Below are 16,140 nucleotides of genomic sequence, written 5' to 3' on the forward strand. Positions count from 1 at the left end.
CCACGTCAGGGCGCCGTCAACGCCAGGGCCGGCGCCAGGCGGGCGGCCCGGATCGCCGGGTACAGCCCGGCCAGCGCCCCGATGACCAGCGTCGCGCCGAGCCCGCCACCCATCGCCCACACGGGTACCACCACCGGCCAGCCCTGCGCCGTCGCGTAGGCCGCCGTGACGGCGATGCCGGCCAGCACCCCGGCCAGGCCGCCGAGGGCCGACAGCAGCAGCGCCTCGCAGACGAACTGCGTGCGAATCTGGCCGCGGGTGGCGCCGAGCGAGCGGCGCAGCCCGATCTCGGCGCGCCGTTCCAGCACCGAGATCACCATGGTGTTGGCGACGCCGACGCCGCCGACCAGCAGCGCCACCGCGCCGAGGCCGAGCAGCAGGGCGTTCAGCGTGCTGTCGGCGGCGGCCTGGGCGACCAGCGCGTCGGACGGGCGGGCGACGTCGACCTCGTTCGGCGCCTCCGGGTTCGCGGTGACCGCCAGCACCTGCTGGACGTCCTCGACGGCGCCGTCGGCGGCCCGTGCGTACACCGTCGTCGGCAGGCCGTCGAAGCCGAGCAGTGCCTCCGCGACCGGCCAGCCGACCAGCGCCGACGTGTCCAGCTCCGGCGCCAGCGGCACCGGGTCGAGGACGCCGGTGACGGTGAACCACTGCCCGCCCAGCCACACCGTCTGCTCCGGACCGGCCGCGCCGACGCCGAGCCGCTCTGCCGCCGTCGCACCCAGCACGACCGCCGGGTACTGCGCCGTCGCCGGGTCGAGGAACGCGCCGCTCTCGACCGTCGCGGCGACGGTGTCGAGCAGGGCGAGGTCGGCGGCGAGGACGGCGAGACTGTTCGTCTCGCCGGGCGGGACGAGGTCGTTGCGGTACACCGCGGTGTCCGGGACCACCGCGACCGCCGTCACCGACGTCACCGGCCCGATGCGCCCGATCATCCCGACGGAATCGGCCGGCAGCTGGGCGTCCTCGCCGAACAGGTCCTGGCCGGGCCCGGCCGACAGCAGGTTGGTGCCGAGCGCGTCGAGCTGCCGGTTCAGCTCCTCGCGACTGGACGTGGAGATGCCGACGACGGCGATCATCGCGGCGATGCCGATGGCGATGCCCAGCGCCGACAGCACGACGCGGGTCGGCCGCGACCGCAGCCCCGCGCCGCCGGTGTGCACGACGTCGGCGGGCCGCAGGCGCGCCGGTCGCAGCGTCGCGGCGGCGCTCATGACGTCACCCGCCCGTCGCGCATCTCGACCCGGCGCGGCAGCGCGGCGGCGATCTCGCGGTCATGGGTGATGATCACGACGGTGGTGCCGGCCGCGTTCAGCTCGCGCAGCAGCGCCATCACGCCGGCGCCGGACGACGAGTCGAGGTTGCCGGTGGGCTCGTCGGCCAGCAGCAGTTCCGGCGCGCCGATGACGGCGCGCGCGATGGCCACCCGCTGCCGTTCCCCGCCGGACAGCTCGTGCGGCCGGTGCCGCAGCCGGTGCCCCAGGCCGACACGGTGCAGCGCCTCCTCCGCCCGCCGCAGCCGCCGCGACCGCGACAGCCCCGTGTACAGCGCGCCGTCGGCGACGGCGTCCAGCGCGGCCACGCCGGAGGTCAGGTGGAACTGCTGGAACACGAAGCCGATGGCGCGCGCCCGCAACGCCGACAGCTGCCGGTCGCCGAGCCCGGCCACCCGGTGCCCGGCGATGCGCACCTCCCCCGACGTCGGCCGGTCCAGCGTGCCGATGAGGTTGAGCATGGTCGACTTCCCGGACCCGGACGGGCCGACGATGCCGGTCAGCTCGCCCGCCTCGACCGTCAGCGTGACACCCCGGACGGCGTGCACCCCGCCCGGGTACGCCTTGGCCACCTCGCGCAGCTCCACGACGCTCATGCCGGCACCCCCACGACGGTGCCGTCCTCGATCCCGGCGCCGCTGACCTCGACCAGGCCCGACGCGAACATGCCGGTCTCGACGGGGACGAACGCGGCCTGCCCGCCGTCGACGACCTGGACCGCGTAGCCGCCCTCCGCCAGCGCGACCAGCGCGCCGACCGGGACCGCCAGCACGTCCTGGGCCTCTGCCGCGACCAGGCCGACGTCGACCGGCGCCGCGTCCAGCGCGCCGGCGACGGCGGGGTCGGCCAGCGCCACCGTCACCCCGATGGTGGCGGTACTGGTGTCGGCGTCGTCGGTGTCGGCGGCCGTGGCCACCGGGCTGACGGCGGACACCGTCGCGGCCGTGGTGGCGCCGTCCGGCAGCAGCACGGTGGCCGCCGTGCCGGGCGCGACCAGGTGCTGTTGCGCCGGGTCCAGGGCGACGACGACCACGGGCGTCGTGCCGGTGTAGGTGACGACCGACGCGGCGCCGCCGCCCTCGGGCCCGCCGAGCGTGGCGCCGGCGGCCAGCGTCTGCTCGGCGATGCGCAGGTCGGCGGGCGCGACGACGATCTGGCCGGTGGTGACGGTCCCGGTCTCCTCGACGCCGAGATCGTCCTGCCATCGCGCCACCGCGTCCGCCGTCGAGCCGTGGTATTCGTCGTCGACCTGGAACCCGCCGTAGCCGAGCGCGGCCAACGCCGCCTCCAGCTGCTGGACGTCCGGGCCGGCCACGCCGGGTTCGAGCGTGCGGTACGGCGGCACCGTGCCGTGCACCAGGACGACCGGCTCGCCGTCGACGGCGTACACCGGCTGCCCCTGCCCCACGACGGCGCCCGGCGCCGCCACCCACGTGAGCGTGCCGCCGTCGGACTTCGCCGGCAGCTCGACCGGCGTGCCGTAGCCGAGAACACCCGGCACCTGCACGGTCTGCACCAGGTCGGTGGTGGAGACGGTGGCCGTGGCCGGCGGCAGGCCGTCCGGCTCGTCGCCGCCGGGCCCGGCGCCGCCGCCGATCCCCCGCGCCGCCAGCGCACCCGCGGCCAGCACCGCCGCGACACCGAGCGGCACCACGACCCGCCGCGCCCTCATTGCCCGCCGCCCGCGGGCAGCACGTCCTGGCACGCCTCCAGCGCCGCCTGGAACCCGGGGTTCGTGCGGTCGAGGCCCTCGAACAGGCCCTGGCCGCCGGGCTGCGGGTCGGGGAAGTCCGGCAGGCCGTTGTCGCGCATGCACTCGGCGAACGCCTGGAACTGGTCCAGCTCGGCCGGATCGGGCTCGGACAGCGCGCCGCCCTCGGGCAGCAGGTCCGCGCATGCGTCCATCGCCTCCTGGTAGGCCGGGCTGTCGGGGTCGACACCGTCGCCCACCTGCGGCCGGCCGGTCGTGGGGTCGGGGTCGGCCATGTCGACGCCGTGGTCGCGCATGCACTGGGTGAACGCCAGCGGTCCCGGCTCGGCGCCGGTCGTGGCCTCCGGCTGGGCGCTGGGCGCGGCGCTGGGCGCGTCCGTCTGCGCCGTCGCGACCTCCGGTGTGTCGTCCGCTTCGCTGCAGGCGCCCAGCCCGGCCACGCCGAGCAGCAGGAACGCCATGGTCATCGTCATCCGTCGAGTCATCATGACTCCAGCGAAGCGGCCGGGACATAACCTCGGCGTGACCGTTTATGCGGGCGTTACGCGGGGTGAGCGACCATGGGAGCATGCGGATTCTCGTGGTCGAGGACGAACGCATCCTGGCCGACGCCGTGGCCGAGTGGCTGCGGCGCGAGTCGTTCGCCGTCGACCTCAGCTACGACGGCGACGCCGCGCTCGAGCGGCTGTCCATGCACGCCTACGACGTCGTCGTGCTCGACCGCGACCTCCCCGGCACCCACGGCGACGACGTGTGCCGGTGGATCCTGGAGTCCGGCGCCGACCCGCCGCGCATCCTCATGCTCACGGCGGCCGCCGGCATCCGCGACCGCGTCGGCGGGCTGGGCCTGGGCGCCGACGACTACCTCACCAAGCCGTTCGCGTTCGCCGAGCTGTCCGCCCGGGTGCACGCGCTGCTGCGGCGGGCCCGGCCGGCCGCGCCGCCGGTGCTGCAGCGGTCCGGCATCCGGGTCGACCCCGCCCGCCGCGAGGTCTCCCGCGACGGCCGTCCGGTCGCGCTGGCCAACAAGGAGCTGGCGGTGCTGACCGAGCTGCTGCGGGCCGACGGCGCCGTCGTCAGCGCCGAGCAGCTGCTGGAGAAGGCGTGGGACGAGAACATCGACCCGTTCACGAACGTCGTGCGGGTCACCATGATGAAGCTGCGCCGCAAGCTCGGCGACCCACCCGTGGTCGAGACCGTCGCCGGCGCGGGATACCGGCTGCCGTGACGCGCTCGACGCTGCGGGCGCGGCTCACCACCCTGTACGGCGGGTTGTTCGTGCTGGCCGGCGCGCTGGTGCTGGCGGTCACCTACCTGCTGGTGCGGCAGAGCCTGGACGCGGTCACCGACCCCGGCCGCGAGTCGTCCGACCTCGCCGCGCTGCGCGCGTCGGCGGCCGTGAGCGGCAACGTCGACGAGGTGGTCGCGCACGTGCAGGCGCAGCAGGACGCCCTGCAGGACGCCGCGCTCGACTCCCTGCTCACGCAGGGCGCGGTGGCGCTGCTGGCCGTCGGCGCCGTGGCCGCGGGCGCCGGCTGGCTGGTCGCCGGGCGGGCATTGCGCCCGCTCGACGCCATCACCCGCACGGCGCGCCGCATCGCCCGCGGCGGCGGCGCCCGCGGCCTGCACGAACGCATCGCGCTCCACGGCCCGGACGACGAGGTGAAGCGGCTCGCCGACACCTTCGACGACATGCTCGAGCAGCTCGATCGCTCCTTCGACGGGCAGCGCCGGTTCGTGGCCAATGCGTCCCACGAGCTGCGCACGCCGCTGGCCCTCAACCGCGCGCTGGTCGAGCTGGCCGTCACCCAGCCCGGCGCCGCCGACGAGACCCGGCGGCTGGGCACCGCGCTGCTGGCCGTCAACCAGCGGCACGAGCGGCTCATCGACGCCCTGCTGACCCTGGCCGACAGCGAGCACGCCGTCACCGATCGGTCGCCGGTCGCGCTCGCCGACCTCGCCGCGCAGGTGGCCGAGCAGGTCGCCGTCGAGGCCGAGCGGGCCGGCGTGGCGGTGCGGCTCGGGCCGCTGCACCCCGCCGCGACCGCCGGTGATCCCGTCCTGCTGGAGCGGCTCACGCAGAACCTGGTCGAGAACGCCGTGCGGCACAACGTCGCGGGCGGCTGGCTGGCGGTGTCGACGACCTCCGATTCGAGCACCGTCACGCTGGTCGTCGCGAACACCGGCCCGGCCGTCCCCGGCGACGAGGTCGAGGCGCTGTTCCAGCCGTTCCGCCGGCTCGGCGACCGCCGCGCGGGGCCCGACCGCGGCTTCGGCCTCGGCCTGTCGATCGTCCGTGCGGTGGCCCGCGCCCACGGCGGCGACGCGACCGCCACCGCCCGCCCCGGCGGCGGCCTGACGATCACCGTCACGCTGCCCGCCCGGCCGGGCTGACGCCGCACTACGCTCGCGGTTATGGCGCTGGCGTACGAAGCCCACGGCGACGGGCGGCCGCTGGTCGTGCTGCCCTGGTTCGGGCTCGATCGCAGCTCGGTGGCCGCGGCGTTCGAGCCGGTGTTCGCCGGCCGCCCCGGGTGGCGGCGGGTCGACGTCGACCTCGCCGGCACCGGTGGATCCCCCGGCGGCGAGCCGGCCTCCGACGCGGTCCGGGCGGCGGTGATCTCGCTGCTGAGCTCCGGCGAGCTGGGCAACGGCCCCGTCGCGCTGGCCGGCTACTCCTACGGCGGCTACATCGCGGCCGGGGTTGCGCGGCGGGTGCCGGAGCGGGTCGCCGGGCTGCTGCTGGTCTGCTCGGGCGTGCATATCGCGCCGGCCGAGCGCACGCTGCTGCCGGCGCCGCCCGCACCGCCGCCCGACGGCTGGCTGGACGGCGTCCGCCCCGACCTCGCCGGCCACCTCTCGTCGGCCGCTCGGGCACCGCACCGCGGCGGTCGCGAACCGGGTGTTCGCCGTCGTCGCGGCCGCACAGACGGGCGACCACCCGTTCCTCGACCGGCTCCGCCCGGCCGGCTACCGGCTGTCCGACGAGCACGCTCGAGCACTACCCGGCCGGCGCTTTCGCCGTCGTGCCCGAGGCCGGCCACTACCTGCCGTTCGAGCAGCCCGAGACGTTCGCCGAGCTGACCCGGCAGTGGCTGGCCCGCCTGACGACGTGATCAGGACCGCCCGGCGAGGCGGTCCAGCCACTGCTCCAGCAGCGCCCGCTCGGCGCCGGTGAGCGAGTCCGCACCGGCGGCGTCGGTGTGCAGCGCCTCGCGCAGCGCGACCGCCCGGCCGACCAGCGGCGACACCCCCGCGTCGGCGGGAACAGCGTCGGTGACCACGGTGCGCAGCACGGAGTCGCGGGCGAGCTCGGACAGCGAGTGGTCGCGCTCGGCCTCCGGCGTCGCGATCAGCGACAGCACCACCCCGACGCCGGTCGCGTGCATGAGCCGGGCCGCCGGCTCGACGCTCATGGTGAGGCGTCCGGCCGCGGCGACCCGGCCGAGCAGCCGGTGCAGGATGGCCGCGGCGTCGCGCCCCGCAGCCGACCCGCCGGCCCGGCCGTTGCCGTACATCAGCACGTAGAACGCCGGCCGGGACAGCCCGAACTCGACGTGGAGGTCCCAGCCGCGGCGCAGGTCGGCCACCGGATCGTCGGTCTCGCCCATGGCCCGCTTGTCGCGCAGGTATTCCTCGAAGCCGTACGCCGCGACCGCGTCGAGCAGCCCGTTCATGTCGCCGAACAGCCGGTACAGCGTGGGCGCCTGCACACCGGCCGCGGCGCTGACGGCGCGCGTCGACACGGCGTCGCGGCCCTCGCGCTCGAGCAGGCCGGCGGCCGCGCGCAGGATGCGGCCCCGGGTGTCCGTCGCCTCCTCCGTCGTCATGGAATCAACGATAACCGACTTGCGTTAGCATCGCTATCAGATCACTGCTAACGTCAAAGTGTTATCAGTGGAAGCCTCGAAGGAGCCGTCATGCGCACCACCACCCTCGGCAGCACCGGACCCGCCGTCTCCGCCCTCGGCCTGGGCCTCATGGGCATGTCCGACCTCTACGGCCCGGCCGACCGCGACGAGTCGATCGCCACCGTCCACGCCGCCCTCGACGCCGGCGTCACCCTGCTCGACACCGGCGACTTCTACGGCATGGGCGCCAACGAACTGCTGCTGCGCGACGCCCTGCGCGGCCGCGACCGCGACGACGTCGTCGTCAGCGTGAAGTTCGGCGGCCTGCGCGGGCCGGACGGCGCCTGGCTGGGCTACGACACCCGGCCGGTCGCGGTGAAGAACTTCGCCGCCTACAGCCTGCGCCGCCTCGGCACCGACCACATCGACGTCTACCGCCCGGCCCGGCTGGACCCGGCGGTGCCGATCGAGGAGACCGTCGGCGCCATCGCCGAGCTGATCCAGGCCGGTTACGTCCGCCACGTCGGGCTGTCCGAGGTGGGCGCCGAGACGCTGCGCCGCGCCGCCGCCGTCCACCCGATCGCCGACCTGCAGATCGAGTACTCGCTGCTCTCCCGCGGCATCGAGGCCGAGGTGCTGCCCACCGCCCGCGAGCTCGGCATCGGCGTGACGGCGTACGGCGTGCTCTCGCGCGGGCTGCTCAGCGGGCACTGGCGCCCGGACCGCGAACTGCCCGCCGGCGACTTCCGCGCCACCGGCCCGCGGTTCCAGGCGGGCAACCTCGAGCACAACCTCGCGCTGGTCGAGGCGCTGCGCGGCGTCGCGGAGCAGAAGGGCGCGACGGTCGCGCAGGTCGCCATCGCCTGGGTCGCCGCCCAGGGCTCCGACATCGTGCCGCTGGTCGGCGCCCGCACCCGCGCCCGGCTGACGGAGTCGCTCGGCGCCACCGGCCTGACGCTCGACGCCGACGACCTCGCCCGCATCGAGCGGGCCGTGCCGGCCGGCGCGGCCGCCGGCAACCGGTACGCCGACTACGCCTACGCCCACCTCGACAGCGAGCGCTGACGGCACGGCCGGGTGATCATTCACCCGGCCGCCCGGCGGCGTTCATCGCGGCGCCGTCCGGGTCTGGCTAGCTGTCGGTGATGTCCGCCGTCGCGCCGTCCGGGTCGCCGCGGGCCACGCTGGTGGCCGGTGCGGCGGCGTCGGCGACGGTCGTGGTGGCGGTCACGCTGGCCGGCCCGATCCCGGGCGTCGTCCTGCCGGACGGGCCGCTCGGGCTGTGGCGCGCCGCCGGCGACGGGCGGCCGGCGTGGGCGCTGCTGGCGGTAGCCGCCATCGCGACGCTGTCGCTGCTGTTCGTCCGGCTGTACCTGCTGGCCCGCGACTGTCTCGTCGACGTGCGGTTCGTCGCGCGGGCGGCGGCCGCGTGGACGGCGCCGGTGCTGCTGGCGCAGCCGATCCTCAGCCTGGACGCGTACTCCTACGTCGCGCAGGGCCGGCTGCTCGACCTGGGCATCGACCCGTACACGACCGGCCCGATCGTGTTCGGTGCCGGCCCGCTGCTGGACCCGGTCGCGCCGGTCTGGCGGATGACGCCGGCGCCGTACGGGCCGCTGTCGCTGACGCTGCTGGGCTGGTCCGCCGACGTCACCGGCGCGCGGCACGTGCCGTTCGTGCTGTTGCTGCGGGTGCTGGCGATCGTGGCGGTCGTCGTCGCGACGGTGGCCGCGGCGCGGCTGGCCCGGCCGGGCGCGCGGGCCGCCGCCGTCGCGCTGGTGGCGGCGAACCCGGTGGTGGTGCTGCACCTCATCGGCGGCGTGCACCTGGACGTGCTGGTCGGGGCGCTGGCGCCGGCCGTACTGCTGGCGGTGCGCAAGCGCTGGTGGTGGCTGGCGGCGCTGGCCGCGGCGGGCGCGTTCGCGCTCAAGCTGCCCGGGCTGGTCCTGGTCGGCTACGTGCTGTGGGTGCGGTTCCGGCGGCCCGAGCGGCGCTGGGCCGGAACGGCCGCGGTGCTGACGGTGACGGCGGCGGTGACGCTGGGCGCAGCGGCCGTGGTCCCGGACGGCTGGGGGTGGATCGCGGCGCTGGACACCCCGGGCCGCGTGGAGCTGCTGTACACGGTCCCGGCGGCGGTCGCCGGCGTCGCGTACGGACTGACGATGGGTGGCGTCGGCTTCGGCGCGCTGCTGGACGGGTCGCGGGTGCTGTGCGCGGCCGCGGGCGCGGCGCTGATCGGCTGGCTGGTCGTCCGTGCCGGTCATCCGTCGACGCCGGTGCGCCGGGCCGGAGCGCTGGCCGGCGGCGCGCTCGTGGTGCTGGCGCTGGCCGCCCCCGTCGTCCACGCCTGGTACCTGGCGTGGGCGCTGCCGCTGCTCGCGGCCGGCGCCGGGGTCGTCGGGCAGCGATGGCTGATCGGGCTGAGCGTCGCGTTGTGCTTCTCCGCGCTGCCCGACCCGCTGACCCGCTGGCACCACGGTCTGCTGCCGGTGACGCTGCTGCTCCTGGCGGCGACGCTGGCGCTGACGTTCTGGTGGCTGGCCGACGCGCGCCGGCGCCCGCCCGGTGAGCGGGCGGACGCCGGTGCGGCCGATCTGACGGTCAGCGGCGCGGCTTGACGCCGTTGACGGTCGAGGTGTCGTACGCGAAGGTCAGCACGGCCGAGCCGATGACGTCCGCGTTGATGTCGAGCGCCTCGGTGTTGACGTTGCCGACGAGGTCGTACTCGGCGCTCAGCGCGTCGTAGATCGCGTCGTCCTGGCCGTCGCCGGTGAGGTTGTCGCAGAACGAGTGGTAGCACGGGTCGTACGGCACGTCCGCCAGCCCGCCGTACAGCTCCGCCTGCTCCTCGGACTTCGCGCCCTCGGCGCCGGTGAACAGGCCGCCGGCCGGGATGTCCGCCGCGATGAACGCGCCGTAGTCCGAGCGCCCGGAGAACTCGCTGTCGTTGAACGGCTGGTTCCGGCGGGTGTAGATCTTCTCGAACACGTCCTCGATCTGCGCCGAGCCCTCCGGGATGAAGCCCTCGGGAGCGGTGCCGCCGGAGTTGTCGCCGTCGTAGATGCCGAACATGTAGTTGGGCGAGGCGACCATGTCGAAGTTCAGGTAGAGCGCGATCTTGTCCCGCTCTTCCTGCGTGAGGTCCGGCACGTAGAAGTTCGAGCCGAGCAGGCCCGACTCCTCGGCGCCCCACCAGGCGAAGCGGACCTGGTTCTTGAGGTTCTGCCGGTTGATCTGGATCGCGGTCTCCAGCAGCGCCGCACTGCCGCTGCCGTTGTCGTTGATGCCCGCGCCGTCGTGGACGCTGTCGAGGTGCGCGCCGGCCATGACGACGTTGTCCGGGTTGCCCTTGCGGGTCTCGGCCAGCACGTTGTACGTCGTGCGGGTGTCGGCGGTGAAGTCGACCTCGACCCGGACGGTGGCGCCCGGCGTCTCGGCCAGGCTGGCGCCGGCGTCGAACGTCGCGAACACCGCCGGGATGGCGAGGCCGGTGGCGTCGCCGATCATGCCGACCAGCCCGGTGCGGCCGACCTGGCCCTCGTTCATCACGACCACGCCGGCCGCGCCGGCCGCCTGCGCGTTGAGCACCTTGACGGTGAAGCCGCAGGTGCCGCGCTGGACCAGCGCGATGCTGCCCGGCGCCATGCCGGCGAAGTCGGCGGCCTCGCAGCCGCTGGTCGACGTGTTGTCCGGCAGGCCCGGGGCGTCGAGGCGGACGTCGGCGGGGAACAGCGCGCCGGTGGCCTCGCCCTGCGGGGAGCCGGTGTCGAAGTCGTTGCGGATGAACTCGCTACCCTCTTCGTAGGTGCGCGGGTCCGGGCTGATCCGCTCCAGCTCGGAGCGCTCGTCGAAGAACTCGAACTCGAACTCCTGGACCTCCGGCGTGTAGCCGGCCGCCTCCAGCTGCTCGACGACGTAGTCGACGGAGGCCGCGTAGCCCGGGAGCCCCGAGGCGCGGTTGCCGCCGTTGTCGTCGCTGATCTCCTGCAACGCCTCGAGGTGACCCATGACCGCCTCGAGCGTGATGAGCTTGTTCATCTGCCGGATCGCGACGTTGTCGCTCGCCGCCTGAGCGGGTGCGGCGAGCAGACACGTCGCGGCGAGCACGCCGGCACTCGCCACGGCGGCCACGCGCCTGGTCGGTCGTCTCGTCATCGGGCAACCTCCTGCACAGGTTCCTGGATGCCGGCCTGCGGACCGGAAAATGATGACCGTGACACTAGACGGCCCCGCGTCCTGACAGAAGACCTCGGCGGTGTCGGGTTTGTGACGGTCGGCCGGGGCCTCGGCGGGCCGCGCCGCGCGGCCGCCGCCCACGTAGGCTGGGCTGCGCGGTGCCGTGCGTGGCGCGTCCGGAGCGGGCGCGCGGCCGCCGGGCGAGAGGAGTGACGCGCACCCGATGACCAGCGTCGCCACCGGGTTCGCCGTCATCGTCTCGATCATCGCCGTGGGTTACGTGCTGGGCCGCACCGAGCTGCTCGGCCCGGCCGGTCCGACCGTCCTCACCCGGCTGGCGTTCTGGGTGGCCAGCCCCGCCCTCATGTTCCACACCGTCGCCGAGGCCGACCTCGGTGTCATCGTGGCGACGCCGCTCATCGCGACCACCGGCAGCGTCGTCGTCGTGCTGACGGTGTTCGCGCTGGTGGGCTGGTGGCGGCGGTGGGGCGTCTCGTACACCACGCTGGGGGTGCTGTGCTCGGGGCTGGTGAACGCGGGCAACCTCGGCCTGCCGATCGCCGCCTACGTCCTCGGCGACGCGTCGCTGGTGGCGCCGATCCTGCTGATGCAGAACATCGTCATCGTGCCGGTCGCGTTGACCGTCCTCGACCTCGCCGGCCGGGGCGCGTCGATGCCGGTGTGGCAGCGGTTCCTGACGCCGCTGCAGAGTCCCATCACCGTCGCGTCGCTCGCCGGTGTCGTGATCGCCGCCTCCGGCGTGACCGTGCCGCCGCCACTGATGGAGCCGTTCGTGCTCGTCGGGGCGATCTCGATTCCGGCGGTACTGATGGTGTTCGGCATCTCGCTGCGAGGAAGCAGCCGACCCGGCCGGGGCCCGGACCGCGGGCCGCTGGCGCTCGCCGTCGGGCTGAAGACGCTCGTGCATCCGGCGGTGGCGTACCTGATCGGTCTGGCGCTCGGCCTCTCGTCCGCCGAGCTGCTCGCCGTGGTGGTGTTGTCGGCGCTGCCGACCGCGCAGAACGCGTTGACGTTCGCGTTTCGGTACGGGCAGGCGCAGGTGCTGGTGCGGGAGGCCATTCTCCTGACGACGGGGTTGTCGTTGCCCGTGCTGGTGGTCGTGGCCGCGCTGCTCAAGTAGGTCGTTGCCTACACCGCTGTGTCGAGGGTCAGCTGCACCGCGGCGTCGGCGGGCTGCAGCCCGGTGACCGTGATGCCGGCCTTCTCGACCCGCACGCCGCCGGCCGGCAGCAGCGACCGCGCCGTCGTCGCCAGCTGCCGCGCATCGGCGGTGGGTTCGGGCAGGCGGGTGCGGCCGCGGTGCTCGAGGCGGTTGGCGTACTTCAGTGCGACGCTGACGACGGTGCAGGTGAAGCCGCCGTCGTGCAGGCGCCCGGCCAGCTCTCCCGTCAGGGTGTCGACGTCGACGCCGCTGCCGCGCGGGACGACCCGCTGCACGCTGTAGGAGCGCCGGGGGCGTTCGGGCCGCACGGTGGCGTCGTCGGTTCCGGTGGCGATGGCGGCGAGCCGGCGGGCCATCTGCGTTCCGGCGATGTCGCGCAGGTGGTCGGGGTGCACGACGGCGATGTCGGCGACGGTGCGGATGTTGTGCTGGCGCAGCCGTTCCCGGGTGACGTCGCCGACGCCCCACAGTTCCTCGATGAGCAGGGCGGGGCGCAGGTAGCGTTCCTCGGCCGGCTGGATGACGCGCAGGCCGCGTGGTTTCACCGACCGGGACGCGAGCTTGGCCATCAGTTTCGTCCGCCCGGCGCCGACCGTCACCGGCAGGCCGACCTCCTGCCAGACGGCACGCTGGACGGTGGCGGCCAGCTGGCCGGCCGTCGCCCAGGGGGTGGTGCGGGTGTCGAGGAACGCCTCTTCCATGGAGCCGGGCTCGACCCGTGCGGCGAACCGTCCGAACACGGCGAACAGCGCCGTGCTGGCGGCGGCGTAGGCGTCGGAGCGCAGCGGCACGAGCCGCAGCCGCGGGCACACGGCCACCGCCTCGGCGACGGCCATGCCGGCGTGGACGCCCCACTCGCGCGCTTCGTAGCTGGCGCACGCGATGACGACGTCGCCCGCGGCCATCGGAATGCCCCTCAGTGCGGGGTCGTCGCGCTGCTCGACCGCCGCGAAGAACGCGTCGACGTCGACGTGCAGCAGCGGTCCGCCCGGAAGCGCCCGGGCGAACTGGTCTTCCCCGCTCGGCAACGCGACGAGGGCCTCTGGTTCGGCGTCGATGGGATCAGCCTAGGCGCAGGCACTGACGAGGTCCGGTGCGCCCGGTCTGCGCTGAGATGGCCCGGAGCCGGTGATCGAGCGGCTACCCGGGCCGCTGCCGAGGTGGTGTGAACGTGGCGAAGGGCTGCCCCGGCGGGGGAAGCCCTTCGTCTGGTCAACTCTCCGCAGCCGCGTCTGGTTCCCGGATCGGGAGCCGGATCCGCGGACTGCCGCCGACAGGCCCACCACCGGCCACGAGCCGAGCTCGAGCCGCGGCGTCGTGCGGACCCGAGGGATGAACGCCACCCCGGCACCCCGAACCGACACCGCTCAGTGCGTTGAAGGCACCAACCCGAACACGCGTCCCAGCCCGCCGCCCTACAGCCTGGCGAAACCCGACCGCGTGACCCACGTCAGGAGGCGGCCGGGTCGCGCCCGACGGGCTCAGCGGCTCGCTGTCGGGCTCAGTCCTCCGGGAAGTACGGCGCGACCGCCTCGGCGATCTGCTGGGCGGTGTCACACATGTCGTCGGTGTAGGCGGACTCGACTGTCCCCAGTTCCACGCCGACCGAGTCGTCACCTCGGCCGAACTCCACCAGGCAGCCGACACCGGCCACCTCCAGGACACGGGCATCACGGCCGTCGATGGTGGTTCCGTCACCACTGACCTCGGTGTCGGCCGAGAACTTCACCGACGTGGTGACGTCCTCGTTGTCGGCGCGGTCGATCATGCACTGGGCCGGCGAGGGGTCGTCGAAGGGTTTCAGCTCGTCGACCGGGACGGGCAGTTCGGCGACGGGGATCGCCGCGCAGACCTGCTCAGGAGTGAGGCCGCTCTGATCGGCCGGGACCACAGTGGCCCCCGTCAACTGGCTGGCGTCGCCGGAATCGTCCTCGCCGCCACCGGCCTGGTCCTCGGTCCCGTCCTCGGTCCCGGCCGACGGGCTCGACGCGTCACCGTCCGAGGCATCCTCGGACGCACCGGCCTGGCCCTCGGTCCCGGCCGACGGGCTCGACCCGCCCTCGCCGCCCGTGTCGTCACCACATGCGGACACAGTGATCAGCGCGGCCAGCGCGGCGGCCGCGATCGTCATCCGTCGTGTCATGACGCGACTATGACAGCCCCGACGACTCTGCGTCGCGCGAACCCCCGGCGGGTGCGTGAATGTTGCGGTAACACGCAATCCGCGGACTGCCGACGACTGCCACGGCCGAGCTGCCGCCGCGGCGTCGTCCGCATTCGGCGTGCGGGCTGGGCTGGTCGGGTGGTGGTGGACGTGGTGAAGGCCCACCCCGATCTGTTCGTGGGGTGGGCCTTCACTTGGGTGTGTGTCCGGCGGTGTCCTACTCTCCCACCCCCGCTAGAGGGCAGTACCATCGGCGCTGGAGGGCTTAGCTTCCGGGTTCGGAATGGGACCGGGCGTTTCCCCTGCCGCTATGACCGCCGGCACGTCTATGGAGTTGTACACCGGCCCTCGGCACCGTCCACCACAACCGCCCAGCGTGTGGGGGTGTGGTGTGTGCCTGGGGGTGGTGCCTGTTCGTTGGAACAGAACCGTATAGTGGACGCAATTGTCTTCAGCAGGTCACCCCGTCCCGCGAACGGGTGGGGTGTGTGTGGTCAAGTCCTCGGCCTATTAGTACCGGTCAGCTTCACCCATTGCTGGGCTTCCACGTCCGGCCTATCAACCCAGTCGTCTAGCTGGGGGCCTTACCACGTCAACCGTGTGGGAGACCTCATCTTGAAGCAGGCTTCCCGCTTAGATGCTTTCAGCGGTTATCCCTTCCGAACGTAGCCAACCAGCGGTGCTCCTGGCGGAACAACTGGCACACCAGAGGTTCGTCCGTCCCGGTCCTCTCGTACTAGGGACAGCCCTTCTCAAGTCTCCTGCGCCCGCAGCGGATAGGGACCGAACTGTCTCACGACGTTCTAAACCCAGCTCGCGTACCGCTTTAATGGGCGAACAGCCCAACCCTTGGGACCTGCTACGGCCCCAGGATGCGACGAGCCGACATCGAGGTGCCAAACCATGCCGTCGATATGGACTCTTGGGCAGGATCAGCCTGTTATCCCCGGGGTACCTTTTATCCGTTGAGCGACAGCGCTTCCACAAGCCACTGCCGGATCACTAGTCCCTGCTTTCGCACCTGCTCGACCTGTCGGTCTCACAGTCAAGCTCCCTTGTGCACTTGCACTCGACACCTGATTGCCAACCAGGCTGAGGGAACCTTTGGGCGCCTCCGTTACCTTTTGGGAGGCAACCGCCCCAGTTAAACTACCCACCAGGCACTGTCCCTGATCCGGATCACGGACCGAGGTTAGATATCCAGTACGACCAGAGTGGTATTTCAACGTTGACTCCACCGACACTGGCGTGCCGGCTTCACAGTCTCCCACCTATCCTACACAAGCCGAACCGAACACCAATACCAAGCTATAGTAAAGGTCCCGGGGTCTTTCCGTCCTGCTGCGGGTAACGAGCATCTTTACTCGTAGTGCAATTTCGCCGAGTCCGTGGTTGAGACAGTGGGAAAGTCGTTACGCCATTCGTGCAGGTCGGAACTTACCCGACAAGGAATTTCGCTACCTTAGGATGGTTATAGTTACCACCGCCGTTTACTGGCGCTTAAGTTCTGAGCTTCGCCCTTGCGGGCTAACTCGTCCCCTTAACGTTCCAGCACCGGGCAGGCGTCAGTCCGTATACATCGTCTTGCGACTTCGCACGGACCTGTGTTTTTAATAAACAGTCGCTTTCCCCTGGTCTCTGCGGCCATCAACGCTCCCGGAGCAAGTCCGTTCACGTATCCGGCCCCCCTTCTCCCGAAGTTACGGGGGCATTTTGCCGAGTTCCTTAACCACGGTTCACTCGATCGCCTTGGTATTCTCTACCTGACCACCTGTGTCGGT

Annotated in this window: 14 protein-coding genes and 2 rRNA genes (1 of these 16 only partly in view); 6 read left to right on the forward strand and 10 right to left on the reverse strand. The window is 73.0% G+C overall.

Going from position 1 to position 16,140, the window contains the following annotated elements; genetic code table 11:
• Positions 1–5: 5 nt before the first annotated feature.
• From BLU82_RS19870 to BLU82_RS35180, 4 genes are read right to left on the reverse strand one after another with little or no spacing between them, the layout of a single operon-like run.
• Positions 6–1,214, reverse strand: coding sequence for an ABC transporter permease (locus BLU82_RS19870; protein ID WP_092622832.1), 1,209 nt, complete (start codon positions 1,212–1,214; stop codon positions 6–8).
• Positions 1,211–1,870 (reverse strand): ABC transporter ATP-binding protein, encoded by a 660-nt coding sequence (locus BLU82_RS19875; protein WP_092622833.1) that lies wholly within the window; start codon positions 1,868–1,870, stop codon positions 1,211–1,213. Before BLU82_RS19875 ends, BLU82_RS19870 begins: the two co-directional genes overlap by 4 nt.
• The gene (locus BLU82_RS19880) at positions 1,867–2,946 is read right to left on the reverse strand and encodes a peptidoglycan-binding domain-containing protein (protein WP_197682343.1); all 1,080 of its coding nucleotides are present in this window, start codon (positions 2,944–2,946) and stop codon (positions 1,867–1,869) included. The genes BLU82_RS19875 and BLU82_RS19880 overlap by 4 nt, the downstream gene beginning before the upstream one ends.
• Positions 2,943–3,473, reverse strand: coding sequence for a hypothetical protein (locus BLU82_RS35180; RefSeq protein WP_197682344.1), 531 nt, complete (start codon positions 3,471–3,473; stop codon positions 2,943–2,945). The genes BLU82_RS19880 and BLU82_RS35180 overlap by 4 nt, the downstream gene beginning before the upstream one ends.
• 80 nt (positions 3,474–3,553) lie before the next feature.
• Between BLU82_RS35180 and BLU82_RS19885 the strand changes: the two genes are divergently transcribed.
• Genes BLU82_RS19885 through BLU82_RS19895 form a run of 3 tightly spaced genes read left to right on the forward strand, consistent with a single transcriptional unit; the run spans position 3,554 to position 6,069 of the window.
• Positions 3,554–4,213 (forward strand): response regulator transcription factor, encoded by a 660-nt coding sequence (locus BLU82_RS19885; RefSeq protein WP_172885652.1) that lies wholly within the window; start codon positions 3,554–3,556, stop codon positions 4,211–4,213.
• Positions 4,210–5,379 (forward strand): cell wall metabolism sensor histidine kinase WalK, encoded by a 1,170-nt coding sequence (locus BLU82_RS19890; RefSeq protein ID WP_092622835.1) that lies wholly within the window; start codon positions 4,210–4,212, stop codon positions 5,377–5,379. Before BLU82_RS19885 ends, BLU82_RS19890 begins: the two co-directional genes overlap by 4 nt.
• A gap of 21 nt (positions 5,380–5,400) precedes the next feature.
• Positions 5,401–6,069: an alpha/beta fold hydrolase gene (locus BLU82_RS19895; RefSeq protein WP_092622836.1), complete on the forward strand. Its 669-nt coding sequence runs from the start codon at positions 5,401–5,403 to the stop codon at positions 6,067–6,069.
• A gap of 32 nt (positions 6,070–6,101) precedes the next feature.
• Here BLU82_RS19895 and BLU82_RS19900 read toward each other — a convergent pair whose 3' ends face one another.
• Complete coding sequence (locus BLU82_RS19900) at positions 6,102–6,815, reverse strand: TetR/AcrR family transcriptional regulator (RefSeq protein WP_092622837.1); 714 nt, start codon at positions 6,813–6,815, stop codon at positions 6,102–6,104.
• A gap of 90 nt (positions 6,816–6,905) precedes the next feature.
• Here BLU82_RS19900 and BLU82_RS19905 point away from each other — a divergent pair, with 90 nt between their 5' ends.
• Positions 6,906–7,901: an aldo/keto reductase gene (locus BLU82_RS19905; RefSeq protein WP_092622838.1), complete on the forward strand. Its 996-nt coding sequence runs from the start codon at positions 6,906–6,908 to the stop codon at positions 7,899–7,901.
• Between the two features lie 80 nt (positions 7,902–7,981).
• The gene (gene mptB, locus BLU82_RS19910) at positions 7,982–9,454 is read left to right on the forward strand and encodes a polyprenol phosphomannose-dependent alpha 1,6 mannosyltransferase MptB (protein WP_157741142.1); all 1,473 of its coding nucleotides are present in this window, start codon (positions 7,982–7,984) and stop codon (positions 9,452–9,454) included.
• On the opposite strand, the gene BLU82_RS19915 is transcribed toward mptB, so the two are convergent.
• Positions 9,438–10,991: a M28 family metallopeptidase gene (locus tag BLU82_RS19915; RefSeq protein WP_092622840.1), complete on the reverse strand. Its 1,554-nt coding sequence runs from the start codon at positions 10,989–10,991 to the stop codon at positions 9,438–9,440. The two genes, mptB and BLU82_RS19915, sit on opposite strands and share 17 nt — an antisense overlap.
• 244 nt (positions 10,992–11,235) lie before the next feature.
• Here BLU82_RS19915 and BLU82_RS19920 point away from each other — a divergent pair, with 244 nt between their 5' ends.
• A complete protein-coding gene (locus tag BLU82_RS19920) occupies positions 11,236–12,153 on the forward strand; it encodes an AEC family transporter (protein WP_092622841.1) in 918 nt (305 codons plus the stop codon).
• Between the two features lie 8 nt (positions 12,154–12,161).
• On the opposite strand, the gene BLU82_RS19925 is transcribed toward BLU82_RS19920, so the two are convergent.
• From BLU82_RS19925 to BLU82_RS19940, 4 genes are all read right to left on the reverse strand, one after another.
• The gene (locus BLU82_RS19925) at positions 12,162–13,223 is read right to left on the reverse strand and encodes a DNA polymerase IV (RefSeq protein ID WP_092622842.1); all 1,062 of its coding nucleotides are present in this window, start codon (positions 13,221–13,223) and stop codon (positions 12,162–12,164) included.
• A gap of 473 nt (positions 13,224–13,696) precedes the next feature.
• A complete protein-coding gene (locus BLU82_RS19930; protein ID WP_157741143.1) occupies positions 13,697–14,338 on the reverse strand; it encodes a hypothetical protein in 642 nt (213 codons plus the stop codon).
• Between the two features lie 225 nt (positions 14,339–14,563).
• A 5S ribosomal RNA gene (rrf, locus tag BLU82_RS19935) occupies positions 14,564–14,681 on the reverse strand.
• A gap of 168 nt (positions 14,682–14,849) precedes the next feature.
• Positions 14,850–16,140, reverse strand: a 23S ribosomal RNA gene (locus BLU82_RS19940) (it continues 1,830 nt past the right edge of the window).

Source organism: Jiangella sp. DSM 45060, from assembly GCF_900105175.1.
Classification (GTDB): Bacteria; Actinomycetota; Actinomycetes; order Jiangellales; family Jiangellaceae; genus Jiangella.

Bases quoted from the DNA above. Each gene is read 5' to 3' on its own strand.
- BLU82_RS19900 (WP_092622837.1), bottom strand. From the start codon at position 6,815: ATGACGACGGAGGAGGCGACGGACACCCGGGGCCGCATCCTGCGCGCG.
- BLU82_RS19875 (WP_092622833.1), bottom strand. From the start codon at position 1,870: ATGAGCGTCGTGGAGCTGCGCGAGGTGGCCAAGGCGTACCCGGGCGGG.
- BLU82_RS19915 (WP_092622840.1), bottom strand. From the start codon at position 10,991: ATGACGAGACGACCGACCAGGCGCGTGGCCGCCGTGGCGAGTGCCGGC.
- BLU82_RS19870 (WP_092622832.1), bottom strand. From the start codon at position 1,214: ATGAGCGCCGCCGCGACGCTGCGACCGGCGCGCCTGCGGCCCGCCGAC.
- mptB (WP_157741142.1), top strand. From the start codon at position 7,982: ATGTCCGCCGTCGCGCCGTCCGGGTCGCCGCGGGCCACGCTGGTGGCC.
- BLU82_RS35180 (WP_197682344.1), bottom strand. From the start codon at position 3,473: ATGATGACTCGACGGATGACGATGACCATGGCGTTCCTGCTGCTCGGC.
- BLU82_RS19930 (WP_157741143.1), bottom strand. From the start codon at position 14,338: ATGACACGACGGATGACGATCGCGGCCGCCGCGCTGGCCGCGCTGATC.
- BLU82_RS19920 (WP_092622841.1), top strand. From the start codon at position 11,236: ATGACCAGCGTCGCCACCGGGTTCGCCGTCATCGTCTCGATCATCGCC.
- BLU82_RS19895 (WP_092622836.1), top strand. From the start codon at position 5,401: ATGGCGCTGGCGTACGAAGCCCACGGCGACGGGCGGCCGCTGGTCGTG.
- BLU82_RS19880 (WP_197682343.1), bottom strand. From the start codon at position 2,946: ATGAGGGCGCGGCGGGTCGTGGTGCCGCTCGGTGTCGCGGCGGTGCTG.
- BLU82_RS19885 (WP_172885652.1), top strand. From the start codon at position 3,554: ATGCGGATTCTCGTGGTCGAGGACGAACGCATCCTGGCCGACGCCGTG.
- BLU82_RS19905 (WP_092622838.1), top strand. From the start codon at position 6,906: ATGCGCACCACCACCCTCGGCAGCACCGGACCCGCCGTCTCCGCCCTC.